14 protein-coding genes are annotated in these 17,691 nt (G+C 72.4%); 8 read left to right on the forward strand and 6 right to left on the reverse strand.

Annotated elements, in window-relative coordinates:
- Nucleotides 1-5 precede the first annotated feature (5 nt).
- Nucleotides 6-1,043 (reverse strand): LacI family DNA-binding transcriptional regulator, encoded by a 1,038-nt coding sequence (locus E1258_RS09005; protein ID WP_132398617.1) that lies wholly within the window; start codon nucleotides 1,041-1,043, stop codon nucleotides 6-8.
- 227 nt (nucleotides 1,044-1,270) lie between these two features.
- Between E1258_RS09005 and E1258_RS09010 the strand changes: the two genes are divergently transcribed.
- The 8 genes from E1258_RS09010 to E1258_RS09045 all read left to right on the forward strand — a co-directional run bounded on the left by E1258_RS09010 (nucleotide 1,271) and on the right by E1258_RS09045 (nucleotide 12,164).
- Nucleotides 1,271-3,688 carry a glycoside hydrolase family 3 N-terminal domain-containing protein gene (locus tag E1258_RS09010; protein ID WP_132398619.1) on the forward strand — a complete coding sequence of 806 codons (2,418 nt, stop codon included), beginning with the start codon at nucleotides 1,271-1,273 and terminating at the stop codon, nucleotides 3,686-3,688.
- Between the two features lie 33 nt (nucleotides 3,689-3,721).
- On the forward strand, nucleotides 3,722-4,708 hold the full coding sequence (locus E1258_RS09015; RefSeq protein ID WP_132398621.1) for a sugar ABC transporter permease: 987 nt from the start codon (nucleotides 3,722-3,724) through the stop codon (nucleotides 4,706-4,708).
- The gene (locus E1258_RS09020; RefSeq protein ID WP_132398623.1) at nucleotides 4,705-5,628 is read left to right on the forward strand and encodes a carbohydrate ABC transporter permease; all 924 of its coding nucleotides are present in this window, start codon (nucleotides 4,705-4,707) and stop codon (nucleotides 5,626-5,628) included. Before E1258_RS09015 ends, E1258_RS09020 begins: the two co-directional genes overlap by 4 nt.
- Nucleotides 5,629-5,678: 50 nt before the next feature.
- Complete coding sequence (locus E1258_RS09025; RefSeq protein ID WP_132398625.1) at nucleotides 5,679-7,313, forward strand: extracellular solute-binding protein; 1,635 nt, start codon at nucleotides 5,679-5,681, stop codon at nucleotides 7,311-7,313.
- 80 nt (nucleotides 7,314-7,393) lie between these two features.
- A complete protein-coding gene (locus tag E1258_RS09030) occupies nucleotides 7,394-7,594 on the forward strand; it encodes a hypothetical protein (RefSeq protein ID WP_243715292.1) in 201 nt (66 codons plus the stop codon).
- Nucleotides 7,591-8,283, forward strand: coding sequence for a hypothetical protein (locus E1258_RS09035; RefSeq protein WP_132398627.1), 693 nt, complete (start codon nucleotides 7,591-7,593; stop codon nucleotides 8,281-8,283). The genes E1258_RS09030 and E1258_RS09035 overlap by 4 nt, the downstream gene beginning before the upstream one ends.
- Nucleotides 8,280-10,427 (forward strand): alpha-glucuronidase, encoded by a 2,148-nt coding sequence (locus E1258_RS09040; protein WP_132398630.1) that lies wholly within the window; start codon nucleotides 8,280-8,282, stop codon nucleotides 10,425-10,427. The genes E1258_RS09035 and E1258_RS09040 overlap by 4 nt, the downstream gene beginning before the upstream one ends.
- A gap of 150 nt (nucleotides 10,428-10,577) precedes the next feature.
- Entirely contained in the window at nucleotides 10,578-12,164 is a 1,587-nt protein-coding gene (locus E1258_RS09045) for a DHA2 family efflux MFS transporter permease subunit (RefSeq protein ID WP_132398632.1), read from the forward strand.
- Nucleotides 12,165-12,232: 68 nt separating this feature from the next.
- Here the strand turns inward: E1258_RS09045 and E1258_RS09050 are convergent, their stop codons facing one another.
- The 5 genes from E1258_RS09050 to E1258_RS09070 all read right to left on the reverse strand — a co-directional run.
- Entirely contained in the window at nucleotides 12,233-12,781 is a 549-nt protein-coding gene (locus tag E1258_RS09050; protein WP_132398634.1) for an LUD domain-containing protein, read from the reverse strand.
- Nucleotides 12,771-14,201, reverse strand: coding sequence for a lactate utilization protein B (locus tag E1258_RS09055; protein ID WP_132398636.1), 1,431 nt, complete (start codon nucleotides 14,199-14,201; stop codon nucleotides 12,771-12,773). The genes E1258_RS09050 and E1258_RS09055 overlap by 11 nt, the downstream gene beginning before the upstream one ends.
- Nucleotides 14,198-14,887 carry a (Fe-S)-binding protein gene (locus E1258_RS09060; protein ID WP_132398638.1) on the reverse strand — a complete coding sequence of 230 codons (690 nt, stop codon included), beginning with the start codon at nucleotides 14,885-14,887 and terminating at the stop codon, nucleotides 14,198-14,200. Before E1258_RS09060 ends, E1258_RS09055 begins: the two co-directional genes overlap by 4 nt.
- A gap of 106 nt (nucleotides 14,888-14,993) precedes the next feature.
- Nucleotides 14,994-16,382, reverse strand: coding sequence for a glycoside hydrolase family 43 protein (locus E1258_RS09065; RefSeq protein WP_132398640.1), 1,389 nt, complete (start codon nucleotides 16,380-16,382; stop codon nucleotides 14,994-14,996).
- Nucleotides 16,383-16,461: 79 nt separating this feature from the next.
- A partial coding sequence (locus E1258_RS09070; protein WP_371688588.1) for a multidrug effflux MFS transporter occupies nucleotides 16,462-17,691 on the reverse strand: 1,230 nt, incomplete at its 5' end.

Genomic DNA, 17,691 nt, shown 5'->3' on the forward strand with positions numbered 1-17,691 from the left:
GCGGTTCAGCGGTGCGGGGCGGGGCGGGCGGTGCTCTCGCGCACGACCAGCTCGGCGACCAGGTCGACGCGGCAGGTCGGCAGGTCGGCCCCACGGGCGAGTTCGAGCAGCATCTGGGTCGCCGTGGTGGCCATGTCGCGCAACGGCTGGTGGACCGTGGTCAGGGCGGGGCCGGTCCACGCCGCCACGGGCAGGTTGTCGTACCCGATGACCGACAGCTCCCGGGGGACGTCGATGCCGAGCTGGCGGGCCGCCCGCAGCACGCCCAGGGCCTGCAGGTCCGATCCGGCGAAGATCGCGGTGGGGCGGTGCGGGGCGGTGAGCAGCTCCATGCCGAGCCGGTAGCCGTCCTTGACCTGGAAGGTGCCGTAGCGGACCAGGGCGGGGTCGACCGGGACGCCGGCCTCGTCGTGGGCGGAGCGGAAACCGGCGGCCCGCGTGCGGGCGCAGAGCACGTCGCGCGGGCCGGTGATGACGGCGATCCGGCGGTGGCCCAGCTCCAGCAGGTGGCGGGTGGCGAGCAGGCCGCCGTTCCAGTTGTTGGAGCCGACGGTGGGCACCGACGCGGAGGTGGCACTGTCGGTGTCGACGACGACGAAGGGGATCTGCTGGCGGCGTAGCTGCCGCCGCTGCGGCTCGGTCGGGTGGCACAGCACCAGCAGCAGCCCGGCCGGGCGGCGGGCGAGGACCCTGTCGAGCCACCGCTGCGGCAGGCGGTGGCTGCCGCCGAGTTGCGACAGCACCACGTCGACGCGGGCGTGGGACGCCACGGCCTCGACCCCTCGGATGATCTCCACCGCCCACTCGGAGCCGAGCCCGTGGAAGACCAGGTCGAGCTGACCCCCAGCGTCGGCCCGGCGTTTGGCGCGACGGCGGTACCGGTGGCGGTCGAGGCTGGCCTCGACCCGGGCCCTCGTTTCGGGCGAGACGTCGGCGCGTCCGTTGAGGACCTTCGACACCGTCGCCACGGAGACGCCGACCTCCTCGGCGATGGTCGCGATCGTGGCGGAGCGGGGCGGGGTGACCGAGCGCAACTCTGTCATCGAAGCCTCACAGCACCGTGGCCGAAATTTTCGAGGACTGTAGCACGACCGAGGCCCAGGTACGATGACGCCGGTCGATCCGCATCGGGGCGGGAGGGTCCTTGACACGCCCGTGAGAGGCACTTAAGTTGCCCGAAAAAGGTAGGCGGCGGTTTCCGAAACTTTCGGTGGTGTTCGTCGTCGCCGGCCGCCGGGAAGCACCCCGGGTCCGACTGAAGGGGTTTGGCATGAACAGTCAGCTACCCGTCCACCACGCGGAGACGTCCCCGGACGTCGAGCGGTGGCGTGACCCGCGACTGTGCCCGACCGAGCGCGCCGACGCCATGCTCCCGCTCATGTCGCTGGAGGAGAAGATCGCCCAACTGGTCGGGGTATGGGCCGGTGCCGACGCCTCCGGGGAGGGGGTCGCGCCGTACCAGTCCGAGATGGTCGACGGCGAGCTGCGGTGGAGCGACGTCATCCGACACGGGCTGGGCCAGCTGACCCGGCCGTTCGGGACCGCGCCGGTCGATCCCGTCGCCGGCGCGCGGTCGCTGGCCGCGTCCCAGGCCGAGATCGCGGCGGCGAGCCGGTTCGGCATCCCGGCGCAGGTGCACGAGGAGTGCCTCACCGGCTTCGCCGCCTGGCGCGCGACCGTGTACCCGGCACCGCTGTGCTGGGGCGCGTCCTTCGACCCCGAGCTCGTCGAACAGATGGCCGGCCACATCGGCCGGTCGCTACGGGCGGCCGGGGTCCACCAGGGACTGGCGCCGGTGCTCGACGTCACCCGTGACTACCGGTGGGGACGCACCGAGGAGACCATCGGCGAGGACCCGTACCTGGTCGGCACGACCGGCGCGGCGTACGTGCGCGGCCTGGAACGTGCCGGCGTCGTCGCCACCCTCAAGCACTTCGCCGGATACTCGGCCTCGCGGGGCGGTCGCAACCTGGCCCCGGTGTCGATGGGCCGCCGGGAGCTGGCCGACGTCATCCTGCCGCCGTTCGAGATGGCGCTGCGGCTGGGCGGCGCACGCTCGGTGATGAACTCCTACGCCGAGATTGACGGCATGCCCGTGGCCGCCGACGAGGCCATGCTGACCCGGCTGCTGCGCGACGAGTGGGGCTTCACCGGCACCGTGGTCGCCGACTACTTCGCGGTGCGGTTCCTCCAGACGCTGCACGGAGTCGCCGCCGACGCCGCCGACGCGGCCCGGCTCGCCCTGCGCGCCGGCATCGACGTCGAGCTGCCCACCGTGGACGCGTTCGGCCCCCCGCTGGTCGAGGCGGTCCGCTCCGGCGAGGTCGACGAGGCGCTGATCGACCGCGCGCTGCGCCGGGTGCTGACGCAGAAGATCGAGCTGGGCCTGCTCGACGAGGGGTGGCAGCCGCTGCCCGATGGCGCCGACGAGCTGTGCCTCGACGACCCTGCCGGCCGGGACGTGGCCCTGCGCCTGGCCCGGGAGTCCGTGGTCCTGCTGCGCAACGACGACGGGCTGCTGCCGCTTTCCCCCCACCGCCGCGTCGCGCTCGTCGGCCCGGTCGCCGACGACCCGATGGCGATGCTCGGCTGCTACTCGTTCCCCGCGCACGTGGGGGTGCGTCACCCCGAGCACGGGCTCGGCGTGGAGCTGCCCTCGCTGCGCGAGGCCCTCGGCGACCTGCTCCCAGGGCTCACCCACTCCCCCGGGTGCGCCGTCACCGGCGACGACACGTCCGGCTTCGCCGCGGCCGTCGCGGCGGCCACCGAGGCCGACGTGTGCGTGCTCGCCGTCGGCGACCGCTCCGGGATGTTCGGCCGCGGCACCTCCGGCGAGGGATGCGACGCCACCGACCTGCGGCTGCCCGGGGTGCAACCCGAGCTGGTCCGGGCCGTGCTCGCCACCGGCACGCCCGTGGTGCTGGTGCTGCTGGCCGGGCGGCCGTACGCGCTCGGGCCCGAGGTCGACGCCGCCGCGGCCGTCGTGCAGGCGTTCTTCCCCGGCCAGCGCGGCGGGCAGGCCCTCGCCGAGGTGCTCACCGGCGCGGTGAACCCGTCCGGGCGGCTGCCCGTCAGCGTGCCCCGGGGCTCCGGTGGCCTGCCGTCCACCTACCTCTCCCCCACGCTGGGACGCCGCTCGGAGGTGTCGTCGGTCGACCCCACCCCGGCGTTCCCGTTCGGCCACGGGCTGAGCTACACGACGTTCGAGTGGAGCGACGCGGGCGTGCGCGGGGCCGACGACCGCGCCGGCGAGGTCAGCGCCGCCGACGCCACGGGCGGCGGGCGCCTCGACTGGGCAGTCGACGGCGAGGTCGCCGTCGGCGTCGCGGTCCGCAACACCGGTACCCGGGCCGGCGCCGAGATCGTCCAGTTGTACCTGCACGACCCGGTCGCGCAGACCACCCGGCCGGTGGTCCGCCTGATCGGCTATGCCCGGGTCCCGCTCGAACCGGGCGAGGCCGCACGGGTGACCTTCCTGGTCTCCGCCGACCTGACGTCGTTCACCGGCGCGCACGGCCGGCGCGTCGTCGAGCCCGGCGACGTGGAGCTGCGCCTCGGCCCGTCCAGCGGCGAGGTCACCGCCGCCCTCCCGCTGCGCCTCGTGGGCGCCGAACGCGAGGTCGGCCACCAGCGCCGGCTGGTGTCGACCGCGCGCGTCGCCCCCGCCGCCGTCCCGCGGTCCGCCTAGGCACCTCCCGCTCCCCGCCCCTGGAGGTCGAGGATGACCACCCCCGACACGCTGCACCCACCACCGACGCGGGACGCCCCGGCGGCGGCCCGGCCCGGCCCGCGCCGCCGGGGACGCCGCCGCACCTGGCGGCAGGCGCTGCGCCGGGACTGGCAGCTCTATTCCCTGGCCGTGGCACCCCTGCTGTTCTTCCTGGCCTTCCGGTACCTGCCGATGGCCGGCAACGTGATCGCCTTCCGGAGGTTCTCCCCCGGCGGCAGCGTGTTCGGCGAGTACTGGGTGGGCCTGCGCTACGTGCGCCTGTTCCTGGCCGACCCGACGTTCTGGGAGGTGTTCACCAACACCCTCGTGCTGGGGGCGCTGACCCTGCTGTTCTGCTTCCCCCTGCCGATCGTCCTGGCGCTGCTGCTCAACGAGGTCCGCGCCCGCCGGCTCAAGCGGTTCGTGCAGTCGGTGTCCTACCTGCCGCACTTCCTGTCGATCGTGATCGTGGCCGCCATGGTCATGCAGCTGACGTCGATGGACGGGACGGTCAACCAGATCGTGCGCGGCCTCGGCGGCGACGGCGTGCCGTTCCTGCAACGGCCCGAGTGGTTCCGGACGATCTACGTCTCCTCCGAGGTCTGGCAGACCGTCGGCTGGGGCACCATCCTCTACCTCGCCGCGCTCACCACGATCGACGACAACCTCTACGAGGCGGCCCGGATCGACGGGGCGAGCCGGTGGCGGCAGACCTGGCACGTGACGCTCCCCGGCATCCGGCCCACGATGATGACGCTGCTGATCCTCAACATCGGCACCTTCATGGCGGTCGGGTTCGAGAAGGTCCTGCTGCTGTACAACCCGTTGACCTACCCGACCGCCGACGTGATCTCCACGTACCTGTACCGGATGGGCTTCGAGTCCAGCAACTTCAGCTACGCCGCCGCGATCGGCCTGTTCGAGGCCCTGATCGGGCTGACCCTGGTGCTGACGGCGAACATCATCTCCAAGCGCACGGTGGGGACGAGCCTGTGGTGACCATCGAGACCGGCGAACCCCGGCGGGCGGCCCGCCGGCCGAAGGGGCCCCGCCCGACCCGGGGCTACCGGATCTTCCAGGCGGTCAACGCCGTCATCCTGACCGGCGTCGTGATCGTGACGCTGTACCCGTTCGTCAACATCGTGGCCCGCTCGCTCAGCGACGAGGCGTACATCATCGCCGGGAGGGTCAACCTCGTTCCGCGCGGGTTCGACCTGACCACGTACAAGTTGGTGCTGTCCGACTCGCTGTTCTGGACGAACTACCGCAACACGGTGGTGTACACGGTGGTCGCCACGGCCATCTCCCTCGTGCTCACCACCTGCTACGCGTACGTGTTGTCGAAGCCGCGGCTCAAGGGCCGTGGCGCGCTCGTCGGCATCGCCGTGTTCACCATGTTCTTCTCCGGCGGGCTGATTCCCAACTACGTGCTGATCACCAGCCTGGGCATGAAGAACACCATCTGGGCCGTCGTCGTGCCCAACGCCATCAACGTGTTCAACCTGCTGGTGATGAAGGCGTTCTTCGAGAGCCTGCCGGAAGAGTTGGAGGAGGCCGCCGCCGTCGACGGACTGAACACGTACGGGACGCTGCTGCGGATCGTGCTGCCGCTGTCCAAGGCCGTCATCGCCACGATGGTGCTGTTCTACGCGGTGTCCTTCTGGAACTCGTGGTTCACCGCGTTCCTCTACCTGGACCAGCAGGAGCTGTTCCCGGTGACCGTATACCTGCGCAACCTCGTCGCGGGCGCCACCGGCGCGCAGTCGGCCGGCGGCGTCGCCGACGCCGACGCGGTCCAGGCCGCCGCGACGCTACAGGCGGTGACGATCGTGCTCACCACCCTGCCCATCCTGGCGGTCTACCCCTTCATCCAGCGCTACTTCGTGTCGGGCGTGATGCTCGGCGCGGTCAAGGGGTAGCCCGGCGATGTCCCCTCACCACCCCACCATCTGATCGGAAAGGACGAGCCGTGTTCCACAGAACGTGGCGGCGCGCGGCGATAGCCGCGGCCAGTCTGCTCACCCTCACCCTCGTCGCCTGCTCCGAAGAGGCCGGCGACACCAAGGACCTGTCCGGCAACCGGGCCGGCGCCATGGTCGAGTACGGCGTCGGGACCCAGTTCACGGCCACCGAGCCGCTCTCCTTCTCCGTGCTGTACAACAACCACCCGAACTACCCACTGAAGAACGAGTGGCTGTTCTGGTCGGAGCTGGCGAAGCGGACCAACGTCAAGCTCGAACCGGTCGCCGTGCCGCTGAGCGACTACTCGCAGAAGCGCAGCCTGCTGATCGGCGCCGGCGACGCCCCGCTGATCATCCCGAAGACCTACCATCCGGACGAGAACGCGTTCGTCTCCTCCGGCGCGATCCTGCCGGTGAGCGACTACCTGGACCTGATGCCCCACTTCAAGGACAAGATCGACAAGTGGGGGCTGGGGCCGGAGATCGACACGCTGCGCCAGTCCGACGGCAAGTTCTACCTGCTCCCGGGCCTACACGAGAAGCCCTGGCAGGAATACTCGGTGGCGGTCCGCACCGACATCCTCGACGAGCTCAAGCTGCCGATCCCGAAGACGTGGGACGAGCTCTACTCGGTGCTCAAGGCGATGAAGGCGAAGTACCCGAACTCCTACCCGTACTCGGACCGGTGGAGCAAGCCCAACCCCGGCGGCGCCCTGCTGCGGAACATCGGCCACGCCTACGGCACTCAGGCCGGCTGGGCCTTCCAGCACAGCACCTGGGACCCGGCCGCCGGGAAGTTCGTCTACACCGGGGCCACCGAGCAGTACAAGCAGATGGTGCAGTACCTCAACAAGCTGGTCACCGAGGGGCTGCTCGACCCGGAGAGCTTCACCCAGACCGACGACGCCGCCCGCCAGAAGCTCGCCAACGGCAAGTCCTTCGTCATCACCAGCAACGCCCAGACCCTGGTCAACGACTACCGGCCGGACCTGGCCAAGACCATCCCCGGCGCGAAGCTGGTCAACATCCCGCTGCCGATCGGTTCGGCCGGCGAGATCAACCCCGCCTCCCGGCTGGAGAACGGCGTCATGATCTCCAAGAAGGCCCGGGACAGCAAGAACTTCGTGGCCATGATGCAGTTCATCGACTGGCTCTACTACTCCGACGCCGGCCAGGAGTTCGCCAAGTGGGGCATCGAGGGCACCACGTTCACCAGGGACGCCGCCGGCAAGCGGATCCCCGCCCCCGACGTCGACATGATCGGGCTCAACCCCAAGGGCACCAAGCACCTGCAGAAGGACTTCGGCTTCGCCAACGGGGTCTTCGCCTACGGCGGCAAGCTCGACCTGCTGCAGTCCTTCTTCTCGCCCGAGGAGCTGGAGTTCCAGAAGGTGATGAACGCGCGCAAGCCGATCGTGGTGCCGCCGCCGGCCCCGCTCACCGACGCCGAGCGCGAGCAGGTGTCGCTGTGGGAGACGCCGCTGAAGGACCACGTCACCCAGAACACGCTGAAGTTCATCCTCGGCCAGCGACCGCTCACCGAGTGGGACGCCTACGTCGGCGAGCTGAAGGCCAAGAACGCCGACCAGTACATCGAGCTGGTGAACAAGGCGTACGAGCGGTTCAAGAAGGACAACGGCTGACCGTCCGGTCCCGGTCGGGCCCCACCGGGGTCCGACGGGGCCGGCGGCCCGGCCGGCACGACGAGCAGGACAGGACGCCGATGCGGATCCACGTTCCCGAACGGCCCACGGGCCGGCTCACCGACGCCTGGCGGGCACGCGTCGGCACCGGCCGGTTCGACCTGGCGCTGCGGCGCGACCACCAGGACTCGCCGGCGACGGTCCAGCGGGACATCGGCTTGCGGCACACCCGCGGGCACGGCCTCGCGCGCACCGACGGCGACCGGGCCGACCGGCCGTGAGCAGCGACGCGGCGCGGACCGCTCGGCAGTTCGGCGACGGGCCGCTGTCGCGGGCCGCCGCGCGGGTCTACACCCTGATCGTCGTCGAGGTGCTCCTGCTGCTGGCCTGCCTGCCCGGCCTGGTCCCGCTCGTCCTGCTCGACCCCGACGCCAGCAACATCCCGCTCTACGCCGCCTGCGTGCTGCCGCTGGCCCCGGCGCTGTCGGCCGCGCTGTACGCGCTGCACCACCAGCGCCCCGACCTGACGGACCTGCGGCCCGCCGCCGCTTTCCGGCGCGGCTACCGGATCAACCTGGCGGGAGTGCTGCGGATCTGGGTGCCGCTGCTGGCGTGGCTCACCGTTGTCGCGGTGAACCTCGCCCACCTCGACGTCGCGGCCGTGCCCCGGTGGTGGGCGGTGCCGCTGGTCGGCGTCGCCGCCGTGGCGACCCTCGTCTGGACGAACGCGCTGGTGATCACCTCCCTGTTCGCGTTCCGGGCCCGCGACGTCGCCCGCCTCGCCCTGCACTTCGCGGTCCGCGCCCCGGGGGTGTCCCTCGGCACGGCCCTGCTGCTCTCGGCGTCGGCCGCCGTCACGGCGGTCACCTCGGAGGCGGTGCTCGCGCTGGCGGGCTCGGTGTGCGCCCTCGCGCTGCTGCGCGTCGCCGCCCCGATGACCGCGACGATCCAGAGGGAGTTCACCGAATGATTCGGCCCCACGGCACGACCGGTCCCGCCACCACCGGCCCGGCCAATACCAGCCCTACCGCGACCGACGCCGCCACCACCGGCCCCGCCGGGGGCGTGCACGCCGCCTGGCTGCCGCCGGAGGCGTTCGGCCCGCTCGGCTCGCGCCGCGTCCTCGTGCGCGGCGACGGCGGGCTCGTCGACACCGTCTTCGACGAGGTCGAGCAGGCCTGCGCCCGGCACGGCGGGCGGGCCGCCCGCAGCGCCGGGGATCCGGGGGTGGACCTGGTGCTCGCGCTGCGCGACGCCGGGCCGCTGCCCGCGCCGGTGGCGCGGGTGGCTCGGTCGGCCGGAGCCGGCGGGTCGCTCGGCGCCGAGGGGTACCTGCTGGCCCGCGCCGAGGGCGTCACGATGGTGCTGGCCGACGCGCCGGCCGGCCTGCTGTACGGGCTGTTCCACGTGGTGCGCCTCGGCGCTGCGGCGTTCGACGGCGACCGCCCGGCGCGGCGGCACGCGCCGGCCGTGTCGCTGCGGATGCTCGACCACTGGGACAACGTCGACGTACACCCGGTCATGGGGCAGGTCGAGCGGGGCTACGCCGGCGGGTCGATCTTCTGGCACGCCGGCGCGGCACGCCGCGACCTGGACCGGGTCCGCGCATACGGGCGGTTGCTGGCCGCCTGCGGCGTCAACGCGATCTCGGTGAACAACGTCAACGTCCACGCGACCGAGGCGCGGCTGCTGACCGACCGCCTCGGTGACGTCGCCGAGCTGGCCGACGCGCTGCGTCCGTACGGGATCCGGGTGCACCTGTCGGTCACCTTCGCCGCGCCCGTCGTCCTCGGTGGCCTGCCGACCGCCGACCCGCTCGACGCGACGGTGCGGGCGTGGTGGGCCGCCGCCACCCGCCAGGTGTACGAGCGCATCCCCGACTTCGGCGGCTACGTGGTGAAGGCCGACTCCGAGGGGCAGCCGGGCCCGTTCACGTACGGGCGCGACCACGCCGACGGCGCGAACCTGCTCGCGGAGGCCCTGGCGCCCTTCGGCGGCGTGGTGCACTGGCGGGCGTTCGTCTACAACCACCGGCAGGACTGGCGGGACCGCTCGACCGACCGGGCGCGGGCCGCGTACGACCACTTCGCCCCGCTCGACGGCCGGTTCCGGGACAACGTGGTGGTCCAGGTGAAGTTCGGCCCGATCGACTTCCAGCCGCGGGAGCCGGTGTCGCCGGTGCTGGCGGCGATGCCGGCGACCCGGCTGGCGGTGGAGTTCCAGGTCACCCAGGAGTACACGGGCCAGCAGCGGCACGTGTGTTATCTCGCGCCCTGCTGGAGCGAGGTGCTGGCGTTCGCGCCGTGGGGGCCGGGCGGGCCGACCGTCGCCGACGTGGCCGCCGGCGCGGGGCCGGGCCCGGCGGCCGGCGGCGGCCTGGTCGCCGTGGCCAACGTGGGTGACGACCCGTTCTGGACCGGGCACCCCCTGGCCCAGGCCAACCTGTACGCCTTCGGCCGGCTCGCCTGGGACCCCCGCCTGGACCCGAGGGCCGTCCTCGATGAGTGGATCGACCTCACCTTCCCGGCGGGGACGACCGGCGACCCGACGCTGGTGCGCCGGACGCTGCACGCCGTCATGGACGACTCCTGGCGCACCTACGAGCGGTACACCGCGCCGCTGGGCGTCGGTTTCATGGTCAGCCCGGCGAACCACCACTACGGCCCCGACGTCGACGGGTACGAGTACTCGCGCTGGGGCACCTACCACTTCGCCGACCGCGAGGGGGTGGGCGTGGACCGCACCCGCGCGACGGGCACCGGCTTCACCGGCCAGTACCCGAAGCCGTGGTCGCGGGTGTACGAGTCGCTGCGGGACTGCCCGGACGAGCTGCTGCTGTTCTTCCACCACGTCCCGTACGGACACGTGCTGCAAAGCGGGTCGACCGTCATCCAGCACATCTACGACACCCACTTCGCCGGGGTGCAGCAGGTGGCCGAGATGCGACAGCGGTGGCGGCGGCTGGCCGGGGTGATCGACCCGGCGGTGCACGCCCGGGTTACCGAGCGCCTGGACGAGCAGTTGCGCTGCGCAATCGAGTGGCGGGACCAAATCAACACGTACTTCTTCCGCAAGTCCGGGGTGCCGGACGTGCGGGGGCGACGGATCCACTGAGCAGGGCGTCGATGCCGGCCGACGCGCGCAGTGACCGTGGCCACAGCCCACGGGGGCGATAAAGGTCGGTGAAGTGTGGGTGGGCCTTGTTAACGTCACCGCCTGGTGCATGGCCACTCGGCGGCACCCGCCAGTTTCAGGAGATTCGCTGTGAGCAGTCAACCCGCGGCGCCGACCAAGCTCGACGCCGCTGTACTGAAGATCGCCGGGGTCGTCGTCCTCGGCGCGATCATGTCGATCCTCGACGTGACCGTGGTCAGCGTGGCACTGCCCACGTTCCAGACCGAGTTCGACGCCTCCTACGCCCGGGTCGCCTGGACGATGACCGGTTACACGCTGGCGCTGGCCACGGTCATTCCGCTGACAGGCTGGGCCGCCGACCGCTTCGGCACGAAGCGGCTCTACATGGCCGCACTCGTGCTCTTCACGCTCGGCTCGGGCCTGTGCGCCACCGCCGACTCCATCGGCCAGCTCATCGGCTACCGGGTGCTACAGGGCCTCGGTGGCGGCATGCTGATGCCGCTCGGTATGACGATCATGACGCGGGCGGCCGGCCCGGATCGGATCGGCCGGCTGATGGCGGTGCTGGGCATCCCGATGCTGCTCGGCCCGATCGGTGGGCCGATCCTGGGCGGGTGGCTGATCGACGTGGCGAGCTGGCAATGGATCTTCCTGATCAACCTGCCGATCGGTGCCGTCGCGCTGGCCTACTCGCAGTGGGCGCTGCCGAAGGACGCACCCGAGCCGTCGGAGTCGTTCGACTTCGTCGGCATGCTGATGCTCTCGCCGGGTCTGGCCCTCTTCCTGTTCGGGGTGTCGTCGCTGCCCGAGACCGGCACGTTCGGCGACCGCAGGGTGTGGCTGCCGATGCTCGTCGGTGGGCTGCTGGTCGTCGGGTTCATCCTCTACTCGTTCAAGCCGAAGCACCCGCTGCTCGACCTGCGGCTGCTGCGCGACCGCAACCTCACCGTCGCGTCCGTCACGATGGCCGTGTTCATGATCGCGTTCATGGGCGCCGGGCTGCTGTTCCCGAGCTACTTCCTTCAGGTGCGCGGCGAGTCGACGCTCGACGCCGGCCTGCTGATGGCGCCGCAGGGCATCGGCGCGATGGTCACCATGCCGATCGCCGGCATGCTGGCCGACAAGATCCCGGTCGGCCGGACCGTGCCGTTCGCGCTGGTGCTGATCGCGGTGGGCTTCTTCGCGTTCACGCAGGTCGACACCGACACGTCGTACTGGCTGCTGTGCGGCTCGCTGTTCGTCATGGGCCTCGGCATGGGCGGGACGATGATGCCGGTCATGACGTCGGCGCTGAAGACGCTGACGAACCACGAGGTGGCCCGGGGTTCCACGCTGCTGAACATCCTTCAGCAGATCGCGGGCTCGGTGGGTTCGGCGATCATGTCGGTGATCCTCACCAACGAGCTGAACGAGTCGCCGGTCATCCCGGGGACGGTCGACCCGAACACGGGCGCGCCGGTCACCGAGGCCGGTCTCGCCATCGCTGTCAAGCAGAACCCGGACCTGGCCCAGCAGTTCCCGGTCGACCCGGGGATCCTCCAGCGGGGCCTGGAGTTCGTCGCAGACTCGTTCTCCACGACGTTCTGGGTGGGCTTCGCCCTGGTGCTGGCGACGTTCGTGCCGGCCTTCTTCCTGCCGCGCAGGCGCCAGCAGTCTCAGTTGCTCGACGACGAGCAGGGCGGCGGCCAGGTCGCCGCCCCGGCGCTGATCCACTGATCGCCCGTCGCGGCGTGGGCCCCGGGGCTGCACGCCGCGACGCCTTCAGCCCGCGCGGGCCGGGGGGCCTACCGGTCCGGCTGGAGGCAGACGATGTCCAGACGGCGGGGGCCGTGCACGCCCTCCACCCGGTTGAGTTCGATGTCGCTGGTCGCGGAGGGCCCGGAGATCAACGTCAGTGGGCGGGTCGGGTCCGGCAGCGCCCGGACCATGTCGGGCAGGTCGGCGACGATCTGGTTCTCGTCGACGACGCAGACGTGGCGGTCGGGCACGAGGGTGAGCAGTCGCCGGCCCTGGGCGGGGCCGGCGTCCAGCACTATGGTGCCGGTCTCGGCGACGGCCACCGCGCAGCCGGTCAGCACCGCCAGGCCGGGGGCGTCCAGGTCGGCGACGGTGAGCGCGTCGCCGGGCAGGCGCGGCGGGCGCAGCGCCGCCGTCCACTGCGGCGGCGTTCCGGCGGGCACCACCACGCCCGAGGCCGTCGCGAGTAGCCCGGCGAGCAGTTCGGGCAGCTCGCCGAGCCGGGTGCGGTGGACGGTCGCGCGGTAGTCCCGCGCCCGTTCGGCGAATCGGGCGGGCAGGTCAGGCGCCGGCGATCCGGGCAGGTCAGCGGCCATGGGTGCGGCTCCACCAGTCGCGGAACGATTCGGCGGCGGGCAGCGGCGCGTCGCGGTGCGCCGTCCAGGCCGACAGGGGCCACGGCGCGCGGCGCAGCCGCCCCCCGCCGCGCCGGGTCAGGGCCCGCAGGGGCCGGCCGCCCGCGCGGGCGGCCCGCAGCGCCGCCCGCCACCGGCGGCGGTCCCGCATCGTCCAGGCCAGCAGGCCCATCGCGGCCCGCTCGGCAGCCGGGGACTTCCCGGCCTGGCGCAGGTGCACCAGGATCTCCGGGATGTTGATTTTCACCGGGCAGACGTCGTAGCAGGCGCCGCAGAGCGTCGAGGCGTACGGCAGGGTCCGGTTCGCCCCGGCGTCCTGCCCGGTCAGCTGCGGCGACAAAATCGCGCCGATCGGCCCGGGATAGACCGACCCGTACGCGTGGCCGCCCACCCGCTCGTAGACGGGGCACACGTTCAGACAGGCCGAGCAGCGAATGCAGCGCAGCGCCGCGCGACCCACCGGATCGGCGGCCACGGTCGTACGCCCGTTGTCCAGCAGCACGATGTGCAGTCGCTGCGGGCCGTCCCCCGGCGTGACCCCGGTGAAGATCGAGGTGTACGGGTTCATCCGCTCGCCGGTCGACGAGCGCGGCAGCAGCCGCAGGAAGTCGCCCAGGTCGGCGAAGCGCGGCAGCAGCTTCTCCACCCCGACCACCGCGATCAGCGTGTCGGGCAGGGTGAGACACATCCGCCCGTTGCCCTCGGACTCGACGATTACCAGTGAACCGGTCTCCGCCACGGCGAAGTTGGCCCCGCACACCGCGACGCGGGCGGCCAGGAAGGTGCGCCGCAGGTACGCCCGCGCGGCGGCGGCCAGTACCGCCGGCTCGTCGGAGTCGGCCGCGAAGCCGGGCATCCGGCGGGCGAAGATCTCCCGGATCTGGCTGCGGTTGTAGTGGACCGCCGGCACCAGGATGTGCGAGGGGGCGTCCTCGGCCAGTTGGACGATCAGCTCGGCCAGGTCGGTTTCGATCGCGGTGACGCCGACCGCCGCCAGTGCCTCGTTGAGGCCGATCTCCTGGGTCGCCATCGACTTGACCTTGACGACCTGGTCGACGCCCTGCGCCCGGACCAGGTCGGCGACGACGGCGTTGGCCCGCCCGGCGTCGGCGGCGTGGTGCACGACCGCCCCGGCGGCCGTGGCGGCTGCCTCGAACTGCGCGAGCAGCTGCGGCAGCCGGTCGAGGACGTCGTCCTTCACTGCGGCGGCGCGGTCGCGCAGCAGCTCCCAGTCCGGGACCTCGGCGACCACGGCAGCCCGCTTGTCGCGGATGGTGCGAGTGGCCCGGCGCAGGTTGCCCCGCAGCTGCGCGTCGGCGAGCTGGGGCCCGGCCGCCCGGGGAAACGGGGTGCGGGCCACGATGGGCAACTGCCGGCTCACGCGACCGGCCCGCTGCCGGGCGTCGCGGCGAGGATCTCGGCGTAGTGGATCGGCCGTGGCGCGCCGGGCCGGCGGGCCAGCCCGCCGCCGATGTGCATCAGGCAGGAGCTGTCGGCGGCGGCGAGGTAGTCGGCTCCGGTGGCCACGGCGTTGGCGCACTTGTCGGCGAGCATGGCGCCGGAGACCCCGGCGTTCTTCAGGGCGAAGGTGCCGCCGAAGCCGCAGCACTGCTCCGGCTCGGGCAGGTCGACCAGCTCCAGCTGCCGCACCGCCGCGAGCAGCCGCAGGGGGCGGTCGCGCAGCCGCAGCACGCGCAGCCCGTGGCAGGTGGGATGGTAGGTGACCCGGTGTGGGAAACTCGCCCCGACGTCGATGCTGCCCAGCACATCGACGAGCAGCTCGGACAGCTCGTACACCGGCAGCCCGGTGTGCGTGCGCAGGTGGGCCACGCAGGACCCGGAGGGGGAGACGATCGCGTCGTGGCCGGCGAACACCGCCTCGACGCCGCGCTCCAGCTCACGGGCGGGCGCGGCGTAGCCGGTGTTGGCGTGCAGCTGGCCGCAACAGGTCTGCGCGGCGGGGAACTCCACCGTGTGGCCGAGCCGCTCCAGCACCGTGACCGTGGCGATGCCGGCCTGCGGAAACAGCGCGTCGTTCAGGCAGGTGACGAAGAGCGCGATGCGCACTGCACTCCTCCCCGCCGTGGCCGGTGTCGGACGGCAGCCTAGCGGAAAGTCGGCGTCGGGCGACGGAGTCGGTTCGGCCCGCTCCCACCCCGCCGTGGGCGGGCGCTCAGGCCAGCGGGGCCACCGGGCGCAAGGAGCTGTCCGCCCGGAAGATGGCGGTGTCCTGGTACAGGTCGACGCGCAGCGCGTAGTCGTAGTGGCGCAGGTACCGGCCGGGATAGTTGTAGGACTCCAGCGAGACCGAGCCCGCGACCGAGCCGGGCCGGGCGCAGAACGTGGCGTCCCGCCCGAAGATCGCACTGCCGTCGTGGAAGTCGGCCCTGATCCGGAAGTCGTAGTGCCGCAGGTACCGGCCGTCGGCGGTGCGCAGCGAGAAGCAGTTGGCGTCGGCGAGCCCGGCGACGACGGTGGGGGTGGCGTCCTGCCGGGCCTGCGCGGGGCTGGCCGTCGAGACCGGGTCGAGGTAGCCCAGGTTGTCCGCGCGGCGGGCCGCGTACCGGTCGGGGAAGTTGACCGACTGGAACGATCGCGCGCCGGTGGGCAGCGTGACACCGCCGGGCACTGTCTCGCGGAGCACGGTGAAGTGACGGGCGAAGCCGGACAGCCCGGGCAGCTCCACCGGCGGGGTCCAGGTGCGCAACCCGTCGTAGCTGTCGCTGAAGTAGTACTTGCCGACCGTGTACCCGTCGAAGTAGATCCGCCAGCCGCCGTTGTCCAGCTGTACCAGCGCCTGCCCCTCGCGCGGCGCGCCCCAGCCGGCCCAGTCGCCGGTCCCGACGAAGGTGTAGGGGCCGTTCAGGCTGCTCGCCGTCGCGTGCTCGATGTACTTCGTGGTCTCCTGCTTGGCGAACGCGTGGTACGTCCCGCCGACCTTCACCACGAACGTGTCGATGTGGTTGGGGCCGATTCCGGCCAGCGGGGTGGGCGCGCCGAACGCGGTGAGCGAGGTGTTCGTCGCGCGCAGCCGGTGCGGCTTGAAGTCGGCCCCGTTGGTGGAGAGCGAGACGATCACGTTGACGCTGCCGTCGCTGTCGACGAACCACTCGGGCGCCCAGGTGTTCTGCACCGTCATCGGGATGGTGTGGTTGCGCAGGAACGTCCAGTTGACCCGGTCGGTGCTGGTGGCGAAGCCGATGGTGTTGCCGGTCCAGTTGGTGGTGTAGACGATGTAGTACCGCCCGTCGGTGTGCCGGATCACGCTCGGGTCGCGGATCAGCCCCGTCGGCGGCGTGTAGGCGGGCCCGCGTAGCAGCCGGTACCCCGTGGCGTCGGCCGACTCGTAGACGTACATGTTGGATTCGCTGCTGTTGGTGAACGCGGTCATCGTGTACCGAGAGGTCTGCCCCGCCGGGGGCGCGGCGGCCGGGGTGGCGGGCGCCGCGCCGGCCTCGGCGGGGGCGGTCCCGACGGCCGGCACCGCGGCGACGAGCGCGGCGAGGGCGGTCGCGGCCGTGAGCGCGATCCGGCGCCACGACCGGCGGACGGTTCGGGACATCTGCCACCCCCACACAAGCGATCGAAATTACTCGATGTTAACGCTCGCCTGACCGGGTGGCAACAAGGGCGTGGTCCCGTCAGTGCGCCGGCACGACCACCGCGTCGTCCGCCAGGCCGGCGAGCCGGGCGGGCCGCACGACGACGAGCAGGACCGTGGTGGCCGCCACCATCGCGCCGGCCACCACCAGGGCCATCGCCACCGCGCCGGTGCCGAGCACCCCCACCAGGGGCGCGGACACCGCGCCGACACCGAACTGCACCGCGCCGAGCAGGGCCGAGGCCGTGCCCGCCGCCTCGCCGTGCCGGGACAGGGCCAGGGCCGGCGCGTTCGGCATCGCCAGGCCCGCCGCCGCGAGCACCACCCACAGCGACGCCAGAAGGCTGGGCAGCCCGCCCAGGCCGGTCGCGGCGAAGACGAGCAGCGCCAGCCCGGCCACGGTCCCCACGCCGAGGGAGGCGACGAGGAGCCGCTGCGGCGAGTGGCGACGCAACAGCCGCACGTTGAGCTGGGTCGCCCCGATCAGCCCCACCGCACCCGCCCCGAAGGCCAGCCCGAACTGCTGCTCGTCGAGGCCGTACTGCTGCTGCAGGACGAACGACGACCCGGCCACGTACGCGAACAGCGCCGCCATGGCCAGGCCGGCGACCAGCACCAGGCCGACGAACGTGCGGTCGCGCAGCAGCGAGCCGTACACGGCCGCCGTCGCGACCACCCCGCCGCGCCGACGCCGGTCGGCCGGCAGGGTCTCGCGCAGGCCCAACACGGCGACCACGACGAGCACCGCCCCGAAGACGGCCAGGGCCACGAACACGCCCCGCCAGTTCGTCCAGCGCAGCAGCGCGCCGCCGAGGGTCGGCGCGAGGATCGGCGCCGCCCCCATGACCAGCAGCAGCCGGGAGAGCAGCGTGGCGAAGGCCGCGCCGCTGAACAGGTCGCGGACCACGGCCATCGCGACCACCGTGGCCGCCGCGACGCCCAGGCCCTGCACCACCCGCAGCGCGCCCAGGACGGTCACGGTCGGCGCGACCACGCAGAGCACCGACGCCACGACGTGCAGCGCGAGGCCGACGATCAGCGGCTTGCGCCGCCCCACGGCGTCCGACAGCGGGCCGATCAGCAACTGGCCGAGGGCGAGGCCGACGAGGGTGCCGGTAAGGGTCAACTGCACCGCCGCCGACGTGGTCCGGAAGTCGGCGGCGAGCGCGGGGAGGGCGGGCAGGTACATGTCGATGGTCAGTGGGCCCACCGCGATGAGCGAGCCGAGCACGAGGACGAGCTGCACGCGCCGCCGGTGGCTCATCGCCTC

The organism is Micromonospora sp. KC207 (genome assembly GCF_004348615.1).
Taxonomy (GTDB): Bacteria; Actinomycetota; Actinomycetes; order Mycobacteriales; family Micromonosporaceae; genus Micromonospora.